Source organism: Mucilaginibacter gynuensis, assembly GCF_039541195.1.
Lineage (GTDB): Bacteria > Bacteroidota > Bacteroidia > Sphingobacteriales > Sphingobacteriaceae > Mucilaginibacter > Mucilaginibacter gynuensis.
Genome location: NZ_BAABFT010000001.1, coordinates 193,883 through 211,055, shown reverse-complemented (window position 1 = coordinate 211,055; position 17,173 = coordinate 193,883). Strand labels below are relative to the sequence as shown.

Below are 17,173 nucleotides of genomic sequence, written 5' to 3'. Positions count from 1 at the left end.
TTTTTAAATTATACGGTCAGATTTGATTTTAGTCTTTATCGAAATCTAAAATTTATTTATCTACAACTAAGAAAATCCCCATTGATGTCTACTAAATAAGAAATTTTTTAAAGAATTTTTAATTTCAGAAAAATGTGGTGATAAATTATAAAAAGGAGAATTACACGAGAAAACACTTGAACAGTATTTTTACGGTTAAGGTATAGGAAATTTATAATAAGCTAATAAATACAAAGCGACCTGTAAAGGTCAATTAAATGCTTTATAACAACAAAAGTCCCTTTTTAGAGACTTTTGTTGTTATAAAGAAGCCGGAGCTTATTTAAATACAGAGTGTACGTTAGTTATTTTCCAGCCGTCACCTGTATTGGCAACAGTAACTAAGTTGCTGCGTGTAAAACCATTGTAGTGCATATCTATTTTTACTATGGCTACTTCACCGTTATTTTCTACAGTAGATGAATTTACAGTGCAATTTTGCTCTGTATCAGCAGTTGTTTGGTAGAAGTTAAGCATTTCATTTTTGCCGTATGAAATTACTTTGTTGCCACGCATAATACTAAATTTTGCGTTGCTATCTAACACTTCGGTAAGACCCTCAATTTTGCCATGAGCAAGTGCATCTACGTAAGTAGATACCGCGTGATCTTTGGTTAATTTTGCAACGTCATCAGCTTTAACTACGTTGGTTACTATGATTAAGGCTAAGCCTAATAAAATTGATTTGAGAGTTTTCATGATATTGATATTTAAGGTGGTATGTGAAATTTTTAATTATTTAATTTATACCTATAAGACAGTAGCACCTTAAGAAACGTTACAAGAAAATAAAAAATAATTGTATTTTATTTAATCAGTTATTAGGTTGTGATTTCCAACTGAACTTTTGCCGGATTTTTTTAATGTCTCTATTATCCCGAAGATTAACCTGATATTATCAAAACATAAGAGTATTAAAGTATTGAGTTCTGATTTGCTTTACAGTGAAACTACTCTGAAGCTGCACTGCTTTTCCGTTTCTGTTCGAGCGGATATTTCTTGTTTATTTTAGTTAATACGGCATAAACCGAATCTTTATGCTCATTAATGCCGGTTACAATAAAGGTAGAATCGTTAGGGCGGCTATAGTTGAGTATTATTTTGGCCGATGTATCTGCACGGTTAGCTAAATTGAACCGGTGCTTTATCGTATCTGCCTCATAGCCATAAAATAACCTGCCTATGTTACCATAATATTCGGTAGTGCGAATGTTGTTTTTGGTGTTGGCTACAAATGGCTTTGCCACCCGGATACTGATGGTATTAAATTTTTCGAACACCACATTTTGCCAGCGCAGGGTATCTGTAGGCGAGTACGGAATAGCTTTGTTGTTGAGCCTAAACTCTTCTACATTATAAAAACCGGCAAAGCTTTGTATCCCATTGTCTAACGGCAGTTTAAATGTTTTGCCATTGGCATAAAGCTGCCCGTATTGGTATCCGCGGTATAGCAAAAACAGGAATATAAATGCAACCTTTAATGCCAAACGCGCTATACGTTGCCAGCCTTGCTTAAAAACCGGAGCGGCTATATAACTGATGGCCGCCTGCTGGTGTTTAATGAGGATATCGTAAAACTTACCGGCATCCCTGGCTAATAACAGTAACGACAGCAATAGTAAATGTAAACTGGCCAGTTCTACCCCGGCATCGTACCCTATATTTACAAACCAAATGGGCAGCAAAATAGCGATCATCATCAACGCGCCAAGCGTAGCAGTACGCCTGAATAAAATGAGGATAGTTGCCACCAGCTCAAATATCCCGGCGAATACTTCAAAGAATGGCGATACTCCCGTTGTTAACCAATACAATTTTCCGGGAGTAAAATCGCCCAGGTTGGTATTTAACTGGCTGATGGTAGGGAAAGGCATCTGCACCGGAAATACCTTGGCAATGGCAAACCACGACATCCGCAAGGCTACCTGGTACCTCACCAATATGAAGAACCAGTTATAGAGTTTGTTGTCGGCTTCGCCGTTTTCTTCCAGTATATTTTTGTTCTTGTTTATTTGCGCGGCTATTAAAGTCCATACAAGGCCTGCCACAAAACTTGCCAGCAAGGTAATTGCCCAACCCAGGTAATTTTTACCGCCCTGGCTGCTAAAAAACCATGGATTGTTTTGGCTCACCACATCCAGCCAGCGGAAGGGGTAATTTTTAACCGAGAACCCGGCATCAAAATCTTGCTTGTAAAAAGAAACTGTTAAAGGAATAATTGTAATGGCGGCGTATATAAAAAATGTGCGTAACGCTATCTTTTCATAAGGCTTCCATTTGGTAAATGGCTGATGCTTTATAGTTGTCATTGTAAAGTGTGAGGTATTGGGCGGAAAAAAAGTTAAAAAAAAAGAAGCCACCCGGCCTAAACCGGGTTGGCTCCTTAAAGCACAAATAACCACCATTCGTACTTATATTATTTAGCGTGACTAATCACTGTTGCAGTGATGGTTGAGCCACTTACTGTACCGTTTATAAATACGGTATATATTTTACCGGCCTCAAAGCTGATATTGCTTAAGCCGTTTACCGGGATAACGGTATTGGTTGCCGCGTTGCGTATAGTAAAATCTTTTGCGCTTGCGGCATCAATTTCTTTGAACGGGCCTAATGTTTTCCAGGTTAAGCCTTCAATGGTGGCAGGTGCTTTGCCGTTGGCATCGTAAGTGATAACGGTTTGACCTGCAAAGTTGCCATAAGCCACATTGGTGAATACATCTGCGCCGCCTGCCAATCCAAAACTCAAGTCAGGTGCATCGGGCGAAAAATTAGCGAACCTTACTTTGGCTTTGCCTGCCGCAGGCGCTTCCAAATCATCATACACCAATATCAGACTGTCTCTGTTACCGGGGTTTGCTTTGCTCGGCTTGCGTTTGGCCACTGTAAATAAGGTATGGTAATAACTTGCTATCGGTCCGTTTGGCCCCGCGAATGATGCTTTATCATTTTCCTGAGCAAAGGTGGCGCTGCCGCCAAATACATAAGATGATTTGTAGCTGGTGTTACTACCCTCGGTAGTATTGTACTGTACTTTGCCATATTGCGTATCCAGGTAATCGGTAGCTACGTTATGGGTTACAGTAGCGGCGTTTATTTGCCGGGTAAAATCTAAAAAGTTTACAGGGGCTGTTATTGATAACGCGTTCACCAGTTTCACCTTCGCGCTTAGTGGAGGACGGTCGGCATTGTCGGTGTCTAAATAGTCGGTCTTTTTGCAGGAAGTGAAGCCAATAGCCAGTAAAACTGCGAATAGTAAGTATTGATACCGCGATAGCTTTGTGTTAAAAATAAGCTGCGTGGTTTTATGATAGAATATTTTCATGATCTTTTTATTTTTTAACATTAAAACTTAGCTGTAAATCTTACAAATGGCTGTACACCTGTTGTTGTACCTGCCTGTGTTGCGCCCGGTCCCGGGTTACGTGTAATGTTGCTGCCCGGCGCAGGTACGGTATAATCGCCCAATACATTAAACAGGTTGTTGGCACCTACTGTAGCCTGTATGTTTGGCGTTATTTTATAACCCGCGGCTATATCAGTTACCCAGATAGGGCTAAATGTTTGATAGTAATAATCGGGTTTTGGGAAGGTGGCATTCAGCTGTGTAGCCAGCGTAACCGAACCAAAGTATACCGTGCGCAGTAAAAAGTTGAACTTGTTGATGTTGTAAGTACCCTGCAAGGTGATCTTTTTTGACGGGATGTTGCTGGTCACCCTTGTTTTCTCCGACTCATCAAAGATGATGTAACGATACGCTTCCAAACCTTTCGGGGTGTTTACTTTGGTCAGCTTGGTTTCTAAGAAATTACCGCCTGCCAGGAATGTAGCGTTAGCGCCATTCTCGAACAAGAACCTGTAGCTGCCCGTAAACTCTATACCTTTTGTAGTGGTGCTAAAAGAGTTGTAAAAGAACTTTGCCTGTACTGTCCCGGTTTGCACAAACAAAGCTCTTACGTCTGCCGGCAGGTTGGTATCCGTAGCCGAAAAACGACCTGTATTGCCTACCCTATCCTTAATATCAATCTGGTAAGCATCTACCGTAAACTCCACGTTAGGTATTGGCGATGAAGTTAAACCAGCAGTGTATCCTTTTGACCGCTCAGGTGTTAAGCTTGGTATGCCCAGCGCTTTGGTAGCCGGGTTTACGTTATTGGCCGTTACCTGGTCAATAGCTACACCGTTTTGAAAGGTTGTTGAAGTTTCGGTATAATAGAACTGTGCCAGATCGGGCGCGCGGAAACCGGTATTGATAGATCCCCTTACACCCAGCCAATCGGCAAAGCTGTATCGTGTAGCGCCTTTGTAGGTGAACACACTTCCAAAATCAGAATAATGCTCTACCCTCAACGCACCTGATAATAACCATTTTGACGTTACGTTCAACTCCACATCGGCATAAGCGGCAGAGATTGCCCTGTTTACATCAACCTCGTTAGATGGCCTGAAACCCGCGTGGATTTGCGAACCCGGCGATAAACCATTAAGCGGCGTGTAACCCAGTGAAGTGGTATAAGGTATACCGCCCGATGTAGTATCTACCCCGTAAATAGCCCGCAGATCTGCCTTGGCATAAGATGCCTCCTCTCCTGCTATTATCTGGTAGGTTTCTACACGGTACTGACCACCAAAGGCTACGTTGATACCTTTAAGTACTTTATCAAAATAACGGCTAAAATCTATACTCCCGGTGTTTTGGCTTGCATTGTAGCTACCGGCGTTAAACTTACGTGGGGTACGCTGGCCATAGCTGGCATTAAGTGAATTACTGATCTCGTTACCGAAACCATTGGTACCGTACACGTTTGATATATCAACGTTCCAGTTTTTCACTTTGGCTTTTAACCCCACCGCGAATGATTTATCAGTGATGATATTATCCATGGCAGGTAAAAAGCCGTCAGGATAAATGAAGGTGTTATTACGCTCTGTCCACCCCGGTAAACGGTATACCGCGGTAAACTGTGAGTTACGGTGACTGATACCACCAAAGGCATACAGTTCAACATCCTGCTTTAACGGTACACCGGCGTTAAAGAACAGCAAACCATCGATAGCCTTATTGGTACTGCCACGCTGATCAAAATAATGGCGATCAATGCCACGGCTTTTGATAATGGCATCGTCAATTTCTTTGGTGTAGATCTGGTCGAACCCACGGGTATTGGCACCGCCGCCATAAGCCGGACCAATGTATAAACCGGCATCATCATTACCTGTTGGCAACGATACCGCCTGTGTGGCAAATTCACCGGTTACGTTTAAATAACCGCCTTTTTCGCCCAGTTTAACACCGTAGTTGCTGCTGGTACGGGTAGTTAAACCATCGCCGCGCCTCCGGGTACTGGCTGTTGAGGTAAGTGATAATTGGTCGGTATTTTTCTTTAGTACGATGTTGATCACACCCGCTATCGCGTCCGAGCCATATTGAGCTGCCGCGCCGTCACGCAGTATCTCGATACGTTCAATTGATCCTGTCGGGATGGAGTTCAGATCGTACCCGGTAGCGCCGTTACCCAAACCGCCCCAACTGATGTTGGAGCTTTTGTGCCTGCGTTTACCGTTGATGAGCACCAGCAACTGATCGACCCCTAAACCACGCAGTTGCGCTGTTGACGTAGCCGAAGCCGCATCACCACCACCTGATACAGAGGAGTGAAATGATGGTGATACATATTGCAATAACTGGGTAACGCTCACCTGCGGAGTAGTTTCCTGCAAGGCTTTAATATCGATGATATCTACCGGGTTGGCCGAGTTTAGCTTCGTACGGTTGGCATTGTGCGAACCTACTATGCTCACTTCATTCAATAAACCGGTTGAAGGTTTAAGGCTTACGTTGATCTTGGTTTTGCCATCAACAAATTCTTCCTGGTTTTCGTAACCTACAAAAGAGAAAACAAGGTATTTACCGTTGCGGATGCTGATTTCATAAGAGCCGTCGCTTTTGGTAACCGCGCCTTCGTTAAGGCCTTTTACGCGTACCGATACGCCCGGCACAGGCTGGTTATCATCTGCCGACGTGACCACGCCCGTTATTACCCGCTTTTGGGCATAAAGGCTTTGCCCCAGAAAGAGGCTCAGCAATAGTACTAATTGTATAATTTTTTTCATTGTTGTCGAGTTTAGTTTAAACACAAGGGGATTGCCTGCGGGCCAAAACGGCCTGCACCACGTAGTATAAAATGCTGTAAAGGATTATTTAATTAAAGGATCAGTTTTTAGGTATGTTACCGGCAAAACGATCATCGGTGAGCGCTTTTAAAAAGGCCACTATATCGTCAATATCCTGGGTTGATAAATTCAGCGGCTTATCTAATGACAGGTCGCGGTTAATGCCATCACTTACCACTGCCGATGGGTTGTTGTAATACTCAACCACCTGGCGTAACGTTTTAAATTGCCCGTTGTGCATGTATGGCGCTGTTACAGCCACGTTGCGCAAACCGGGTATTTTAAATTCGCCGAGTACGGTACTGTCCTTTGTTATTTTGAAACGGCCCTGGTCGTTAAGGTTTTTACCGTTATAAAGGCCAATGCTCTTGAACCTGTCTGCCGTAAAATCCTCTCCGGAGTGGCAATTATTACAATTACCACGGCCTATAAATAACAACCTGCCGCGCGCGGCCGCTGCCGAAAGCGCGTTATCATCTCCGTTAATATAACGGTCGTAAGGGCTGTTATTGGTTTCAAGCGTCCGTTCAAAAGCCGCGAGTGCTTTCAACAAATTATCTTTATTCGGCGCTGTTTTATATATTTTTTTAAAAGCGTTTGCATAAAATTCATCGTCGTTAAGTCGTTTAACCGCCTCTTCAATGGTTAGGCCCATTTCATCAGGCGATGTGATTGGCCCAAGGGCCTGTTCCTCCAGTGAGGCGGCACGGCCATCCCAAAAAAAGTGGGTTCGGCCGGATAGATTGGTGAGGCCCGGCGAGTTACGCGCGGTAAGTTTGTTATCAATTCCTTTACTGAATGTTGCTGTATCGGCAAAGGCAAATTCGGGCTTGTGGCATGATGAGCAATTGATAGTGCGGTCTTTTGATAAAATATTATCGAAAAACAGTTTACTACCCAGCTGCTCTTTGGTTTGTACCTCATCGCTACCGCCAACAAAGCTTTGCTGGGTTACCAATAAGGCAATTAAACCTGTAAGTACAATTATAACGTTGCTTTTTTTCATGACCATATCCATGCAGCTATCAAGCTATTAACACTGCTGTTCTGTTAGTATCAGGGGCGATAAAAAAGATAATAACTGCCCTGTCCGCCCCCGAACAGGGACAGTTATATTGATTACACCTACTAAAACTTTTTTCTTTTTTCGCGCTTATTGAGCGTTGGCTACCAGGGCTACGTTAATGTCAAAATCATCGTATATCACCTTATCGCCCAGATTTTCAAAGAAATTTTTCGAGCGGAATTTGATATCGTATTTTGTACGGTCGATAGTGATTTTGGCGTTTGCTGTCAATTTTTTGCCGCTTACCGCTACGGTAGCCGGAAACTCAACCTGGTTGGTAATGCCTTTAATGGTAAGCTTGCCTTTTACATTGTACTGGTTGCCGGTAGCTTTTGTGGCCGATGTGATCACAAAGTTCGCTTTCGGAAATTTCTCCGAGCTGAAAAAGTCGTCGCTTTTAAGGTGACCTACCAGTTTGGCGTTTGAAGCTTCGTCGGTAATATCAACATCGGTAATGGTGCGGGTATCAATATCAAATGAACCGGCCTTAAGTGTGTTGTTGTCAACAGTAAAGTTACCGTCGCTTACCTTAACATTTCCGCTGTGCTCGCCCGTCGCTTTTTTAGCCAGCCATGTTAGCTTGCTGCCCTCGTTATCAACCTTAAATACCTGCGGTTTTGATACACCGGTGTAGTTTGATGCCGCTTTGGCTACGTCGGCTTTTTTAGCGTGTGGTTTCGGAATGGTTAGAGGGCCTGTAAATGCCGCTAATGATGCTACTGTAATAACTGAAAGCGCTAATGTGAATTTCATGATCGTGGTTTGTTTTTTTGTGGTTAAAATTTCCGGCACGAACCTTAGCCCGCACCGGAATGAGTTGGTTTAGTTTATTATTTATTTGCCTTTTTGCGCAGGCTCATCTGTTTTTACAGCCGCGGTTGAAGGCGCTTCTTCAGCCAAAAGCTGATCGAGCAGGGTATTAAATTTCTTTTCGTAGTCTTTGTAGTATTTACCTGTTACGGTGCCGGTGTAGCCGGTGTATATTTCGCGTACATCACCTTTACGGTCAATAATAATGGTGGTAGGGAAAGCCACAAACTTGTTTAAGGCCGGAAGCTTTTGCGATACCAGTTTTTTATCGGCTAGGCCACCAAACAGTATATCGTATTTGATATTGTATTTATCGCGCAGCTTGCCTAAAGTGTATTGGGCGTAAGCCAAGCTATCCTTTTGCTCAAAACCAATGGCAATGGCTTCAACACCACGCTTTTGGTTTTTATTGAACCATGGCGACAGAAATACGGTTTGATCTGTACAGTTAGGGCACCAGGTACCTACAATTTCAATAATTACTACCTTGCCTTTGTACTTGTCATCGCTTAACGATACCGCTTTGCCGGTAAGGTCAGGAAAAGTAAAGTCGAGCTTTTTGTAGCCTTCTTTTAAATAGGTAAGCTTGTAGGGATCGGGCAGTTCGGCTTTGTCATCTTTTACGCCATCAAACTTGGTATTATCATAAATACCTTGTGAGGTTACGCCGCTTAAAGTACCGTCGGCATTGATCTTTCCTTTGTAGATCTTAGGGCTTGGGCCGGTAAAGCCCGACAGCACAAATTCATCTCCCTGCACGGTACCTTCCAGTTCGCGGCTATCGCCTGTTACCTGCATAATTACGCCGGTTAGTTTGTTACCGTTCTGTTTAAGGATAGCTACCTTGTTAGGCACCTGCTCTTTTGAGTAAAACTTAAGCTCCCATTTACCGCTTAAATTGGCAGCCGGGGCAACATCTTTACCCGGTTCAACAAAGCGGTATTTTTTACCATACTCGGCTGTAAAAGGCAAGGCATTGCCGCGTTTGCCGGGTACTAAGCTGCGGTATTCACCGTTCAGGGTACCATTGTCTTCAATTTTAGCTACCAGGGCGGCATCATAAGTATTCATTTTGATGAATACCGAATCTTTACCCAGGCGCTGCACATGGAAATCATCACGACGGGTACCGTTCAGCAACGTGAAAGTGCCGTGCTCCAGATCTTTCCCCTTAAACTCAAAGTTGAAAGGTACCTGTGTTTCGCTCACGTTAAATACGCCCCGCCATACACCTTCCTTAATCACTTTTGCAGCCGGTTCCTTGTCGCCGGCCAGTACAGCCCCGCTGAACAGTAAACCTGCCGACAGCAGCGCGGTGCCTTTTAAAAATTTAATTGTTTTCATAATGGTTGTTTATATGAGGTCGGTTTGTTATTTACCTTGTACTGTATTACCTGCATCCTGCGTGTTAGCCGCGCTTTCCGGTGCCGGTTCGGCTATTAAGGCATCCAGTACTTTGTTGAATTTCTTTTCGTAATCGTCAAAATATTTGCCTGTAACCGTGCCGGTGTAGCCAGTGTATATTTCACGTACATCGCCCTTACGGTCAATAATTATTGTGGTAGGGAAAGCGATGAACTTGTTAATCGCAGGCAGTTTTTGAGCTACCAGTTTTTTATCGGCCAGGCCACCGAACAGAATATCGTAACCGATATTGTACTTATCGCGCAGTTTACCTAAAGTGTATTTAGCATACTCCAGGCTGTCTTTTTGCTCAAAGCCGATAGCGATAGCCTCTACACCACGTTTTTTATTTTTGTTGAACCATGGCGATAAAAACACGGTTTGGTCTGTACAGTTAGGGCACCAGGTACCAATAATTTCAACAATTACTACCTTGCCTTTGTATTTACTATCGCTTAACGATACCTGCTTGCCATTCAGATCGGGGAAGGTAAAATCAAGCTTTTTGTAGCCTTCTTTTAAAAAGGTGAGTTTATAAGGATCGGGGAGTTCAACATCGTTGTTTTTGGTAGCGTCAAACTTCAGGTTTTTGTATATGCCGAAGCCTTCTTCGCCAGATAGTGTACCGTCATCGTTTATTTTTCCTTTAATAATAAAAGGGCTTGGGCCGGTAAAGCCCGATAGCGCGAACTCGTTGCCTTGTATAGTACCTTCAATTTCGCGGCTATCGCCTACCACCGTCATTACCACGCCGGTAAGTTTGTTGCCTTTTTGTTTTAACAGGGCTATTGAAGCTGGCACAGCCTCTTTGCTGTATAATTTAAGCTCCCATTTACCGGTAAGATCTGCTGTAGGAGCAACATCTTTACCAGGCTCAACAAAGCGATAAGTTTTACCATGCTCAGCTGTAAATGGCAACGCGTTACCACGGAAGTTGGGCACCAGGCTGCGATATTCGCCGCTTAGGGTTCCGTCATCGTTTATTTTGGCAACGAGGGCCGCGTCATAAGTATTCATTTTGATAAATACCGAATCTTTACCCAGCAGCTGTACGTGGAAGTTATCGCGGCGTGAACCGTTTAACAGGGTAAATACGGCATGCTCGGCATCTTTACCTTTCAGCTCGAAGTTGAACGGCACTTGCGATTCGCTTACGGTGAATACACCGCGCCAAACACCTTCTTTAATAAATTTTGCAGGCGGGTTTTTATCGCCGGCTAACGCTGTACCACTTAGCAACAATCCCAATGAAAGGTATTTTGCTTTAGATAGATAATTTTTGAAGTTCATTTTTTGTGTGATTTATAGTTGTTAAATTTTGTTTACTGCTTAATTGAACATTAAGTAGTGTGCTTAAATTTGAGGCATAAGCAGTCCCTTACCCGCAGCTAAACAGCTACAGCTCACGGTAAATAATTCCGATAAATTTTATGCGGAGAAACCCCGGGGAACTACATGCACATACAACAACATCGCACGGTGGTTGCGCTTGATTGTTTGGCTAAAAAGAGATAATTCAAATTTTGCATAACACTAGTTAATTTATATTTCCGGAGGAACATCCCTTCGGAAAAAAGTAAAGCACTTATTTCATTACTGAATGAAAAGTTGCTAGAAGATCATCGAGACTTCCTCTCCCTTCTTCTTTATAAATCAACTAATTAATGGTGGGGTTAATTAGATGGCGTAAAGGTAACAATAAAAATCAATAATACAAGTTTATCTATAGAATTAGTAGTATTTATTTTTATTTAGTTTGATATATTGTTTAAATATGGATGACCAACATCCTGGACTGTTCGGAAAAGCAAGCTGAATGAAATTACCACCATTGCATAAAGCAATACCTCTTTACAGCCAGGATGCCGGACTTGTTTTTCAAGGCGGTATCCGGGTTAACAGACAGGTAAAAACTTTAATTACAACAGCAGCAACCGGGTAAAACTGCTAAGCAATAGCTGTTTAAATAGCGCAATGCGGTTTGATCATCAAAAATACCGTTCTTCATTTGTTTATAAATTTAATTTCAGTTTGTCAGGATCAGATTTAAACCCACTGCCTTTCCTAATCGGTCAGCTTCACGGGTATTGCACTGTTCCCTCCTATTTATAAATCAATCGGTGGTATATTGATATATGTGTAAGGTTTAGCTATAATTATTATAGCAGTATTTTTTATTATTACGGGTATATTATTTTACCGCTACGGTAAATTCAATATCCTCGGGCGGCAGGCACTCTTTGTTGCTGCACGCTAAAAAAGTGATAGTGCCTTTTACTACCGGGTTGTTTTTATTAAGCTTTATTTTTTGCTGAAATATTACCTGTTTTTCAAAATAGGCAACGTTCACCCCAAAGTACTTTTCAAACTTTTTAATGGGTCTGGGTTCGGATGGTTTGCCTAACAGCGAAATATCTTCCGACGCGGCAAACTTTAGTTCTGTTTTGGTTGGCCCGCCTTCGGCAATGTTTTGCGAGTAAATGTGCCAGCCTTTATCAATGGTAGCCTTAACAAATATTACTGCCTCGTTATTGCCCGTTTTTTTAGCAGCGTAAGCCCATTTAACAGGTTCCTGTATCTGGCTGTAAGCGCCAAAGCTTAGTAGGAGTATAAATGATAATAAGTATATTTTTTTCATGCTTGTATAGCTGTTTTGTATGTCAAATTAATGTTCCTGGTATTTGACTTATCCTGAGAGGCAAAAAGAGACAGCTATGTATCTGGAAATCTTTTCATCTTATCTATCTCCGCATATCGCGAAGCAGGAGTTAGCACCTTTTACATGTATTAGGATGTACAGGTTGCTAAGACATCATAGGGCCTTTCCCTCTGTCTTTCTGGATAAGTACTATAAAGAACGTGTTATCTGATGCAAATATATGATATAAACTATAATATCTATAGAAATTATAGAATTTATTTCACTTTAATAAATTCTATAAACAAACTCAAGGGTTTTTTCATGCTTATTTATTACATATATTGCTATTAATGAGCAGCATATAGCATGTATTTTGGCTTTAGCCTTTACTGAATGAACCTATAAAGTATCCAACTATCAGCGCTACAACTATTAATATACATAATATGTACTGGCGTACTTTTAATGTATTAACCATTTTTTCAAGGTTACCTATCTGTGTTTGATTGGATAGTTTTTCGTTTTGCAGCTTCATGTTTTGCTGCTGTAGTTTGGCCAGTGTGCCGCCAACCTCAACACCCTTTTGCTGCTCTAACTGGTACCATTTGGTGAAGCCGCCTTCTTTAAGAAATTTTTCACCTTTGGGTTTCAGAATGAGTTTTTCAGGCAGTTCATAATCGCCATGCTTGCCCGATTCGGCTATAAACCCTTCCCTGGTTAGCGCCTTAACCATGGCAAAGGCCGCGGCCTCGTCCTGATCAAAAAGTTCAAGTAATTGTAAACGCGTCAGGCTGTCCGGAATCCCGAAGGCTTCCAGCAGGGTGTCAAGCATTTCGCATTCATACTCGTTAAGGTCTGTCATTCCTGCAAATTTAGCAATATACTTCCTAATATAATATTTAGTAATATTAAGTGGATGCAATTTTCGCTAAAAGTTAATTATCGTTTCGTTCACAGGCAATTTTTCCATATTTTCGTCGCCCTTTTAATTTTTTTACTGTTTTAATCCCTGCTATGAATAACTTTTTATACGGAATTGATTTTGGAACAACCAATTCGGCCCTGGCTATTTATAATGAAGACACAAAAGAGATACATAGCACCATTATTATTCCGTCGCTTATTTATTTCTATCATCAACAAGGCGCGGGTTATGTTGTAGGCGAAGAAGCGATAACAGCTTATCTGAACGACGATATGAAAGGGCGCTTCATCAAATCGGTTAAGCAAGTACTGTCAAGAAGCAGCTTTACCGAAACCCGTATCCATAATAAACGCTACAACGCGTCGGACCTCGTGGCTATCATTTTAAAGGAACTGAAAACCCGTGCTGATAAATTGATTAGTCAGGATTGCCAAAAAGCGATCATCGGTCGCCCCGTTTTTTTCGACGACAATGATGTACAAAAAGACACACTGGCCCAAACCCGTTTACGCAAAGCGGCCGAGCTTGCCGGTTTTGCAGCTGTTCGCTTTCAGTTTGAACCTATAGGCGCGGCCTTCGCTTATGAAAAGAGCTTGGTGAAAAAAGAAAATGTACTGGTTGCCGATTTGGGCGGAGGTACTACCGATTTCACTTATTTAGTGCTCGATCCTGAAAAGGTTGGCAGTAAAGACCGGAAGAATGATATGATGGCCAACAGCGGGATTTACGTAGGCGGCGACAGTTTTGATTCCGCGTTTATGTGGGAGAAAGGAACGCCCTACTTTGGTAAATATACCCAATACGAAGCCACTCCCGGCAAGGTATTGACCGTACCGAAATCGCTGTTCGCAAACATCTGCTCCTGGGAACGGATGAACTTTTTCAACGGACTGCGTATCCAAAAGGACATTGAAGATTACTATTATTTTTCGGGTAAAGACAGATTGTTTAAGAACCTGATCACCCTTATTGAAAACAACCTGGGTTATTCGGTATTCCAATCTATCGAAAAAACAAAGATCACCCTCACAAGCGCGGAAGCGGCCCAATTCAGTTACTATAAAATGGATATAGCTATTGATGAGGAAATATCTTTGACAGATTACGGGCAGGTAATTGCAAAAGATGTAGACAGGATTGCGAATTGCCTGGAAGAGTTTATGGTGCAAAACAATATCGAACCACAAAATATTGATAGCCTGTTTTTAACGGGTGGTACTTCAATGGTGGGCAGCATTCAAAAACTTTTCAAAACCAGGTTCCCGCATGTTAACCTTAATTCGGGCGATAACTTTAAAAGTGTGGCTACAGGCCTGGCCTATAGTGGTTATTTATTTGAAGATTAAGCAGCTGCATTTAACTATTTGAGAGAAATGCTCGAAATAATGATACGTTATGATTGATTAAACTAAATTTTAAAAAGCATCTTTGGAGCGCTGTATATGACATGCCTTGCTGTACAGCTATTTAAAACCAATTATACAACAATGCACGAAACAACAATTCAATCTCCCCTTCTTAAAACAAAACAACATTTCGAAATTTTAGATGGCCTGAGAGGAGTAGCGGCCATAGCCGTGGTGATCTTCCACTTTATGGAAATAGCCGTACCCGATTATACCAAAAGCTTTATCGCCCATGCTTACCTTGCGGTCGACTTTTTCTTTTGCCTGTCGGGCTTTGTAATTGCCTATGCTTACGATCAAAAATTGAAAAGTATCGGATTGGCTACCTTTCTGAAACTACGATTGATCCGTTTACATCCATTGGTAATTATTGGATCGATAATCGGTTTGGTTGCCTTTGTTTTTGATCCGCTTAGTAACCTCTACAATACCTATTCCGACAAGACTTTTTTAATGTTTGTTGCTTCGTGTTTAATGGTGCCTTATCCGCTTGTGCATGAGCGTTATTTTAACCTGTTTCACCTCAATCCCCCTACATGGTCGTTATTTTGGGAATATGTAGCGAACGTGGTATATGCGTTAGTATTGGTGCGGATGCGTAATAAGATTACCTGGGTTGTATTATTTATTGCCGCGATAGCCTTGTGTTACGAGGCCGTTGTATCAAAAAATCTGAGCGTAGGCTGGGGTGGTGATAATATTTCGGGCGGAGCTATACGGGTACTTTACTCGTTTACTGCGGGCATACTGGTATACCGTTCAAACTGGATCATTAAATCGCGTATCGGGTTTATAACCATAAGCATTATGTTGCTGGCTGCATTTCTTATTCCTTTTAATGATAAGTTTAATTTTATAGTTGATTCTGCTGTTATCATATTTTATTTCCCTTTCCTGATCGCGCTTGGCGCAGGAGCATATTTAGCACCAAAACTGGTAAAACTTTGTAAGTTTTCGGGAGATATCTCCTACCCGCTTTATATGGTGCATTACCCTTTTATATGGCTGTTTATGAGCTATGTAGAAAAGCTAAAACCTACCCTAAACGAAATGATATACGTTATGGCTATTGGTACAATATTACTGATCGGCTTAGCTTATGTGGTGATGATATTTTTGGATATCCCGATACGCAAATATTTAAAAATCAGGATGGACAGATCAGCGGCTATCGCGAAATAGTTTCAGGGGTGATCATCCATAATAAATACAAAGCCGCCTTATAATTACTTGTAAGGCGGCTTTGTATTTTATACGGAAACAATCGCTTTTATTGGGAATGCCTGAATACAATCAGCTATTTTATAATTATCACTGATGAATATCTATCGGGTATACAAATTTAAGGTACAGAAAAAAGAACACCAGCGACAATACCAAGATCATAAGGCCGATTACAGCGGTGTTTATCTTGAGTCCATCCTTGCTTACTTCAAAAGTAGAATCGGAAAAGCCGGGTTGCTGGGCGGTTTCACCAACAGTTTGTTTATGGATCTTTATCGATTTGGTCATCATTCGCTCGGTGAGCGTAAACTGCTTGTACGACAGGATTAACCCCAACACAACAATAACGATCACCATTATGAAAATAGCGATGCTGGTAATATATTGTAAATGATACGCGCTCATCTCATGTTTCATGTGGTAAACGCGCACCCTAACATATTGATCAAGCAAAATGGAATCGCTATGGGCATTATGCGTTAATTCGGGCATCGATACCAGGCTACTATCCTTTTCCTGATCTATTTTGCCCATTATATCGTCTACAAGGGCCTTGGCGCTATCAGCCTTTTGCGCAACGGCTTGCGGCACGTTCATTAAGGTGAATAACATCGCTGCTATCCACGCGAAAAGTGTGTATTTAATCTTTCTTTTGCTTATCATACCAGGCCTTAAATTGAATTATAAATTTTTCTCTTAATGCAATAGTTTCCTCCACGTTACCTGATGGCACACGTTGCTTTTCTACCGTCATATAACTGGAGAGCATACCCGGTTTTATTTCTTTATCAGCGGCTAATAAAAAATAGAACAGGCTTTCATTGTATCGCTTACGTTGTTCAAGTGTGCCTTTAGCGGTTATAAGGAAAGGGAATTTAACCGGTTTTATGGAGAGTGCCGTAATACTGGAAGATTCATCATGATACTCTAAAAAGCCACTTTCAAAAAAGCTGTAGGTAACGGGATAGTTTTTTATGAATGTTGTATCGGCCAAAAAAATCTTGATCTTTTCATCTGCACTTCTGTTATAGTTAACAGTTATGATGATCTTATTGATCTTTCCGGCACCATCAGTTTTCACCTCGGCCAAATCCTGATAAGGCTCAAGTACTTTTCCATCTTGAAAAAAACCGAAACGCTTTAATTCAATTTGCTCCCTCAGGTACATCAGTTTAATTTCTAACTCCTGCTCTTTAATTATACCATTAAGTTTCTCTATTTGCTGGTTGAGTGATTCATTTTCGCCAAGCAGTGCTTCGTATTCGTTCTTTAAACGCAATGCTTCATCTGCCTTATAAGCAGCAATATTTGTTGGGGCTGCCGGTTTAAAATTGAAATCGGCATCGGTTTGGGCTTTAACAGTAGTAACACCCAGCAGTAAAATGCACGTTGAAATTCCAATAACCAATAGCGTAAAACTACTTCCGGCAGTGCTATAAATCGCATTGTAAATAATTGATACAGAAGGTTTTTTATTGGTCATGATT

Annotated in this window: 14 protein-coding genes and 2 riboswitches; of the genes, 2 read left to right on the top strand and 12 right to left on the bottom strand. The window is 41.7% G+C overall.

Going from position 1 to position 17,173, the window contains the following annotated elements; genetic code table 11:
• Nucleotides 1–318 precede the first annotated feature (318 nt).
• From ABD894_RS00775 to ABD894_RS00730, 10 genes are all read right to left on the bottom strand, one after another.
• The gene (locus ABD894_RS00775; protein WP_345209065.1) at nucleotides 319–738 is read right to left on the bottom strand and encodes a nuclear transport factor 2 family protein; all 420 of its coding nucleotides are present in this window, start codon (nucleotides 736–738) and stop codon (nucleotides 319–321) included.
• 251 nt (nucleotides 739–989) lie between these two features.
• Complete coding sequence (locus ABD894_RS00770; protein ID WP_345209064.1) at nucleotides 990–2,348, bottom strand: hypothetical protein; 1,359 nt, start codon at nucleotides 2,346–2,348, stop codon at nucleotides 990–992.
• Nucleotides 2,349–2,455: 107 nt separating this feature from the next.
• Nucleotides 2,456–3,361 carry a hypothetical protein gene (locus tag ABD894_RS00765; RefSeq protein WP_345209063.1) on the bottom strand — a complete coding sequence of 302 codons (906 nt, stop codon included), beginning with the start codon at nucleotides 3,359–3,361 and terminating at the stop codon, nucleotides 2,456–2,458.
• 20 nt (nucleotides 3,362–3,381) lie between these two features.
• Nucleotides 3,382–6,150, bottom strand: a complete 2,769-nt coding sequence (locus tag ABD894_RS00760) for a TonB-dependent receptor (protein WP_345209062.1) — start codon at nucleotides 6,148–6,150, stop codon at nucleotides 3,382–3,384.
• A 100-nt stretch (nucleotides 6,151–6,250) separates the two neighbouring features.
• Complete coding sequence (locus tag ABD894_RS00755; RefSeq protein ID WP_345209061.1) at nucleotides 6,251–7,216, bottom strand: cytochrome-c peroxidase; 966 nt, start codon at nucleotides 7,214–7,216, stop codon at nucleotides 6,251–6,253.
• A gap of 147 nt (nucleotides 7,217–7,363) precedes the next feature.
• Complete coding sequence (locus tag ABD894_RS00750) at nucleotides 7,364–8,029, bottom strand: YceI family protein (protein ID WP_345209060.1); 666 nt, start codon at nucleotides 8,027–8,029, stop codon at nucleotides 7,364–7,366.
• 81 nt (nucleotides 8,030–8,110) lie between these two features.
• The gene (locus ABD894_RS00745; protein ID WP_345209059.1) at nucleotides 8,111–9,430 is read right to left on the bottom strand and encodes a peroxiredoxin family protein; all 1,320 of its coding nucleotides are present in this window, start codon (nucleotides 9,428–9,430) and stop codon (nucleotides 8,111–8,113) included.
• 27 nt (nucleotides 9,431–9,457) lie between these two features.
• Nucleotides 9,458–10,780: a peroxiredoxin family protein gene (locus ABD894_RS00740; protein WP_345209058.1), complete on the bottom strand. Its 1,323-nt coding sequence runs from the start codon at nucleotides 10,778–10,780 to the stop codon at nucleotides 9,458–9,460.
• A gap of 249 nt (nucleotides 10,781–11,029) precedes the next feature.
• Nucleotides 11,030–11,145: riboswitch (SAM riboswitch) on the bottom strand.
• A gap of 536 nt (nucleotides 11,146–11,681) precedes the next feature.
• Nucleotides 11,682–12,128, bottom strand: a complete 447-nt coding sequence (locus tag ABD894_RS00735; RefSeq protein ID WP_345209057.1) for a protein-disulfide reductase DsbD N-terminal domain-containing protein — start codon at nucleotides 12,126–12,128, stop codon at nucleotides 11,682–11,684.
• Between the two features lie 96 nt (nucleotides 12,129–12,224).
• Nucleotides 12,225–12,338: riboswitch (SAM riboswitch) on the bottom strand.
• Nucleotides 12,339–12,510: 172 nt separating this feature from the next.
• Complete coding sequence (locus ABD894_RS00730) at nucleotides 12,511–12,993, bottom strand: hypothetical protein (protein ID WP_345209056.1); 483 nt, start codon at nucleotides 12,991–12,993, stop codon at nucleotides 12,511–12,513.
• 152 nt (nucleotides 12,994–13,145) lie between these two features.
• Between ABD894_RS00730 and ABD894_RS00725 the strand changes: the two genes are divergently transcribed.
• Together ABD894_RS00725 and ABD894_RS00720 are read left to right on the top strand one after the other, a co-directional pair.
• Nucleotides 13,146–14,402, top strand: coding sequence for an Hsp70 family protein (locus ABD894_RS00725; RefSeq protein ID WP_345209055.1), 1,257 nt, complete (start codon nucleotides 13,146–13,148; stop codon nucleotides 14,400–14,402).
• Nucleotides 14,403–14,543: 141 nt separating this feature from the next.
• Nucleotides 14,544–15,644: an acyltransferase family protein gene (locus ABD894_RS00720; RefSeq protein ID WP_345209054.1), complete on the top strand. Its 1,101-nt coding sequence runs from the start codon at nucleotides 14,544–14,546 to the stop codon at nucleotides 15,642–15,644.
• A gap of 129 nt (nucleotides 15,645–15,773) precedes the next feature.
• On the opposite strand, the gene ABD894_RS00715 is transcribed toward ABD894_RS00720, so the two are convergent.
• Complete coding sequence (locus ABD894_RS00715) at nucleotides 15,774–16,349, bottom strand: hypothetical protein (protein WP_345209053.1); 576 nt, start codon at nucleotides 16,347–16,349, stop codon at nucleotides 15,774–15,776.
• A complete protein-coding gene (locus ABD894_RS00710) occupies nucleotides 16,327–17,169 on the bottom strand; it encodes a hypothetical protein (protein ID WP_345209052.1) in 843 nt (280 codons plus the stop codon). The genes ABD894_RS00715 and ABD894_RS00710 overlap by 23 nt, the downstream gene beginning before the upstream one ends.
• Nucleotides 17,170–17,173 lie beyond the last annotated feature (4 nt).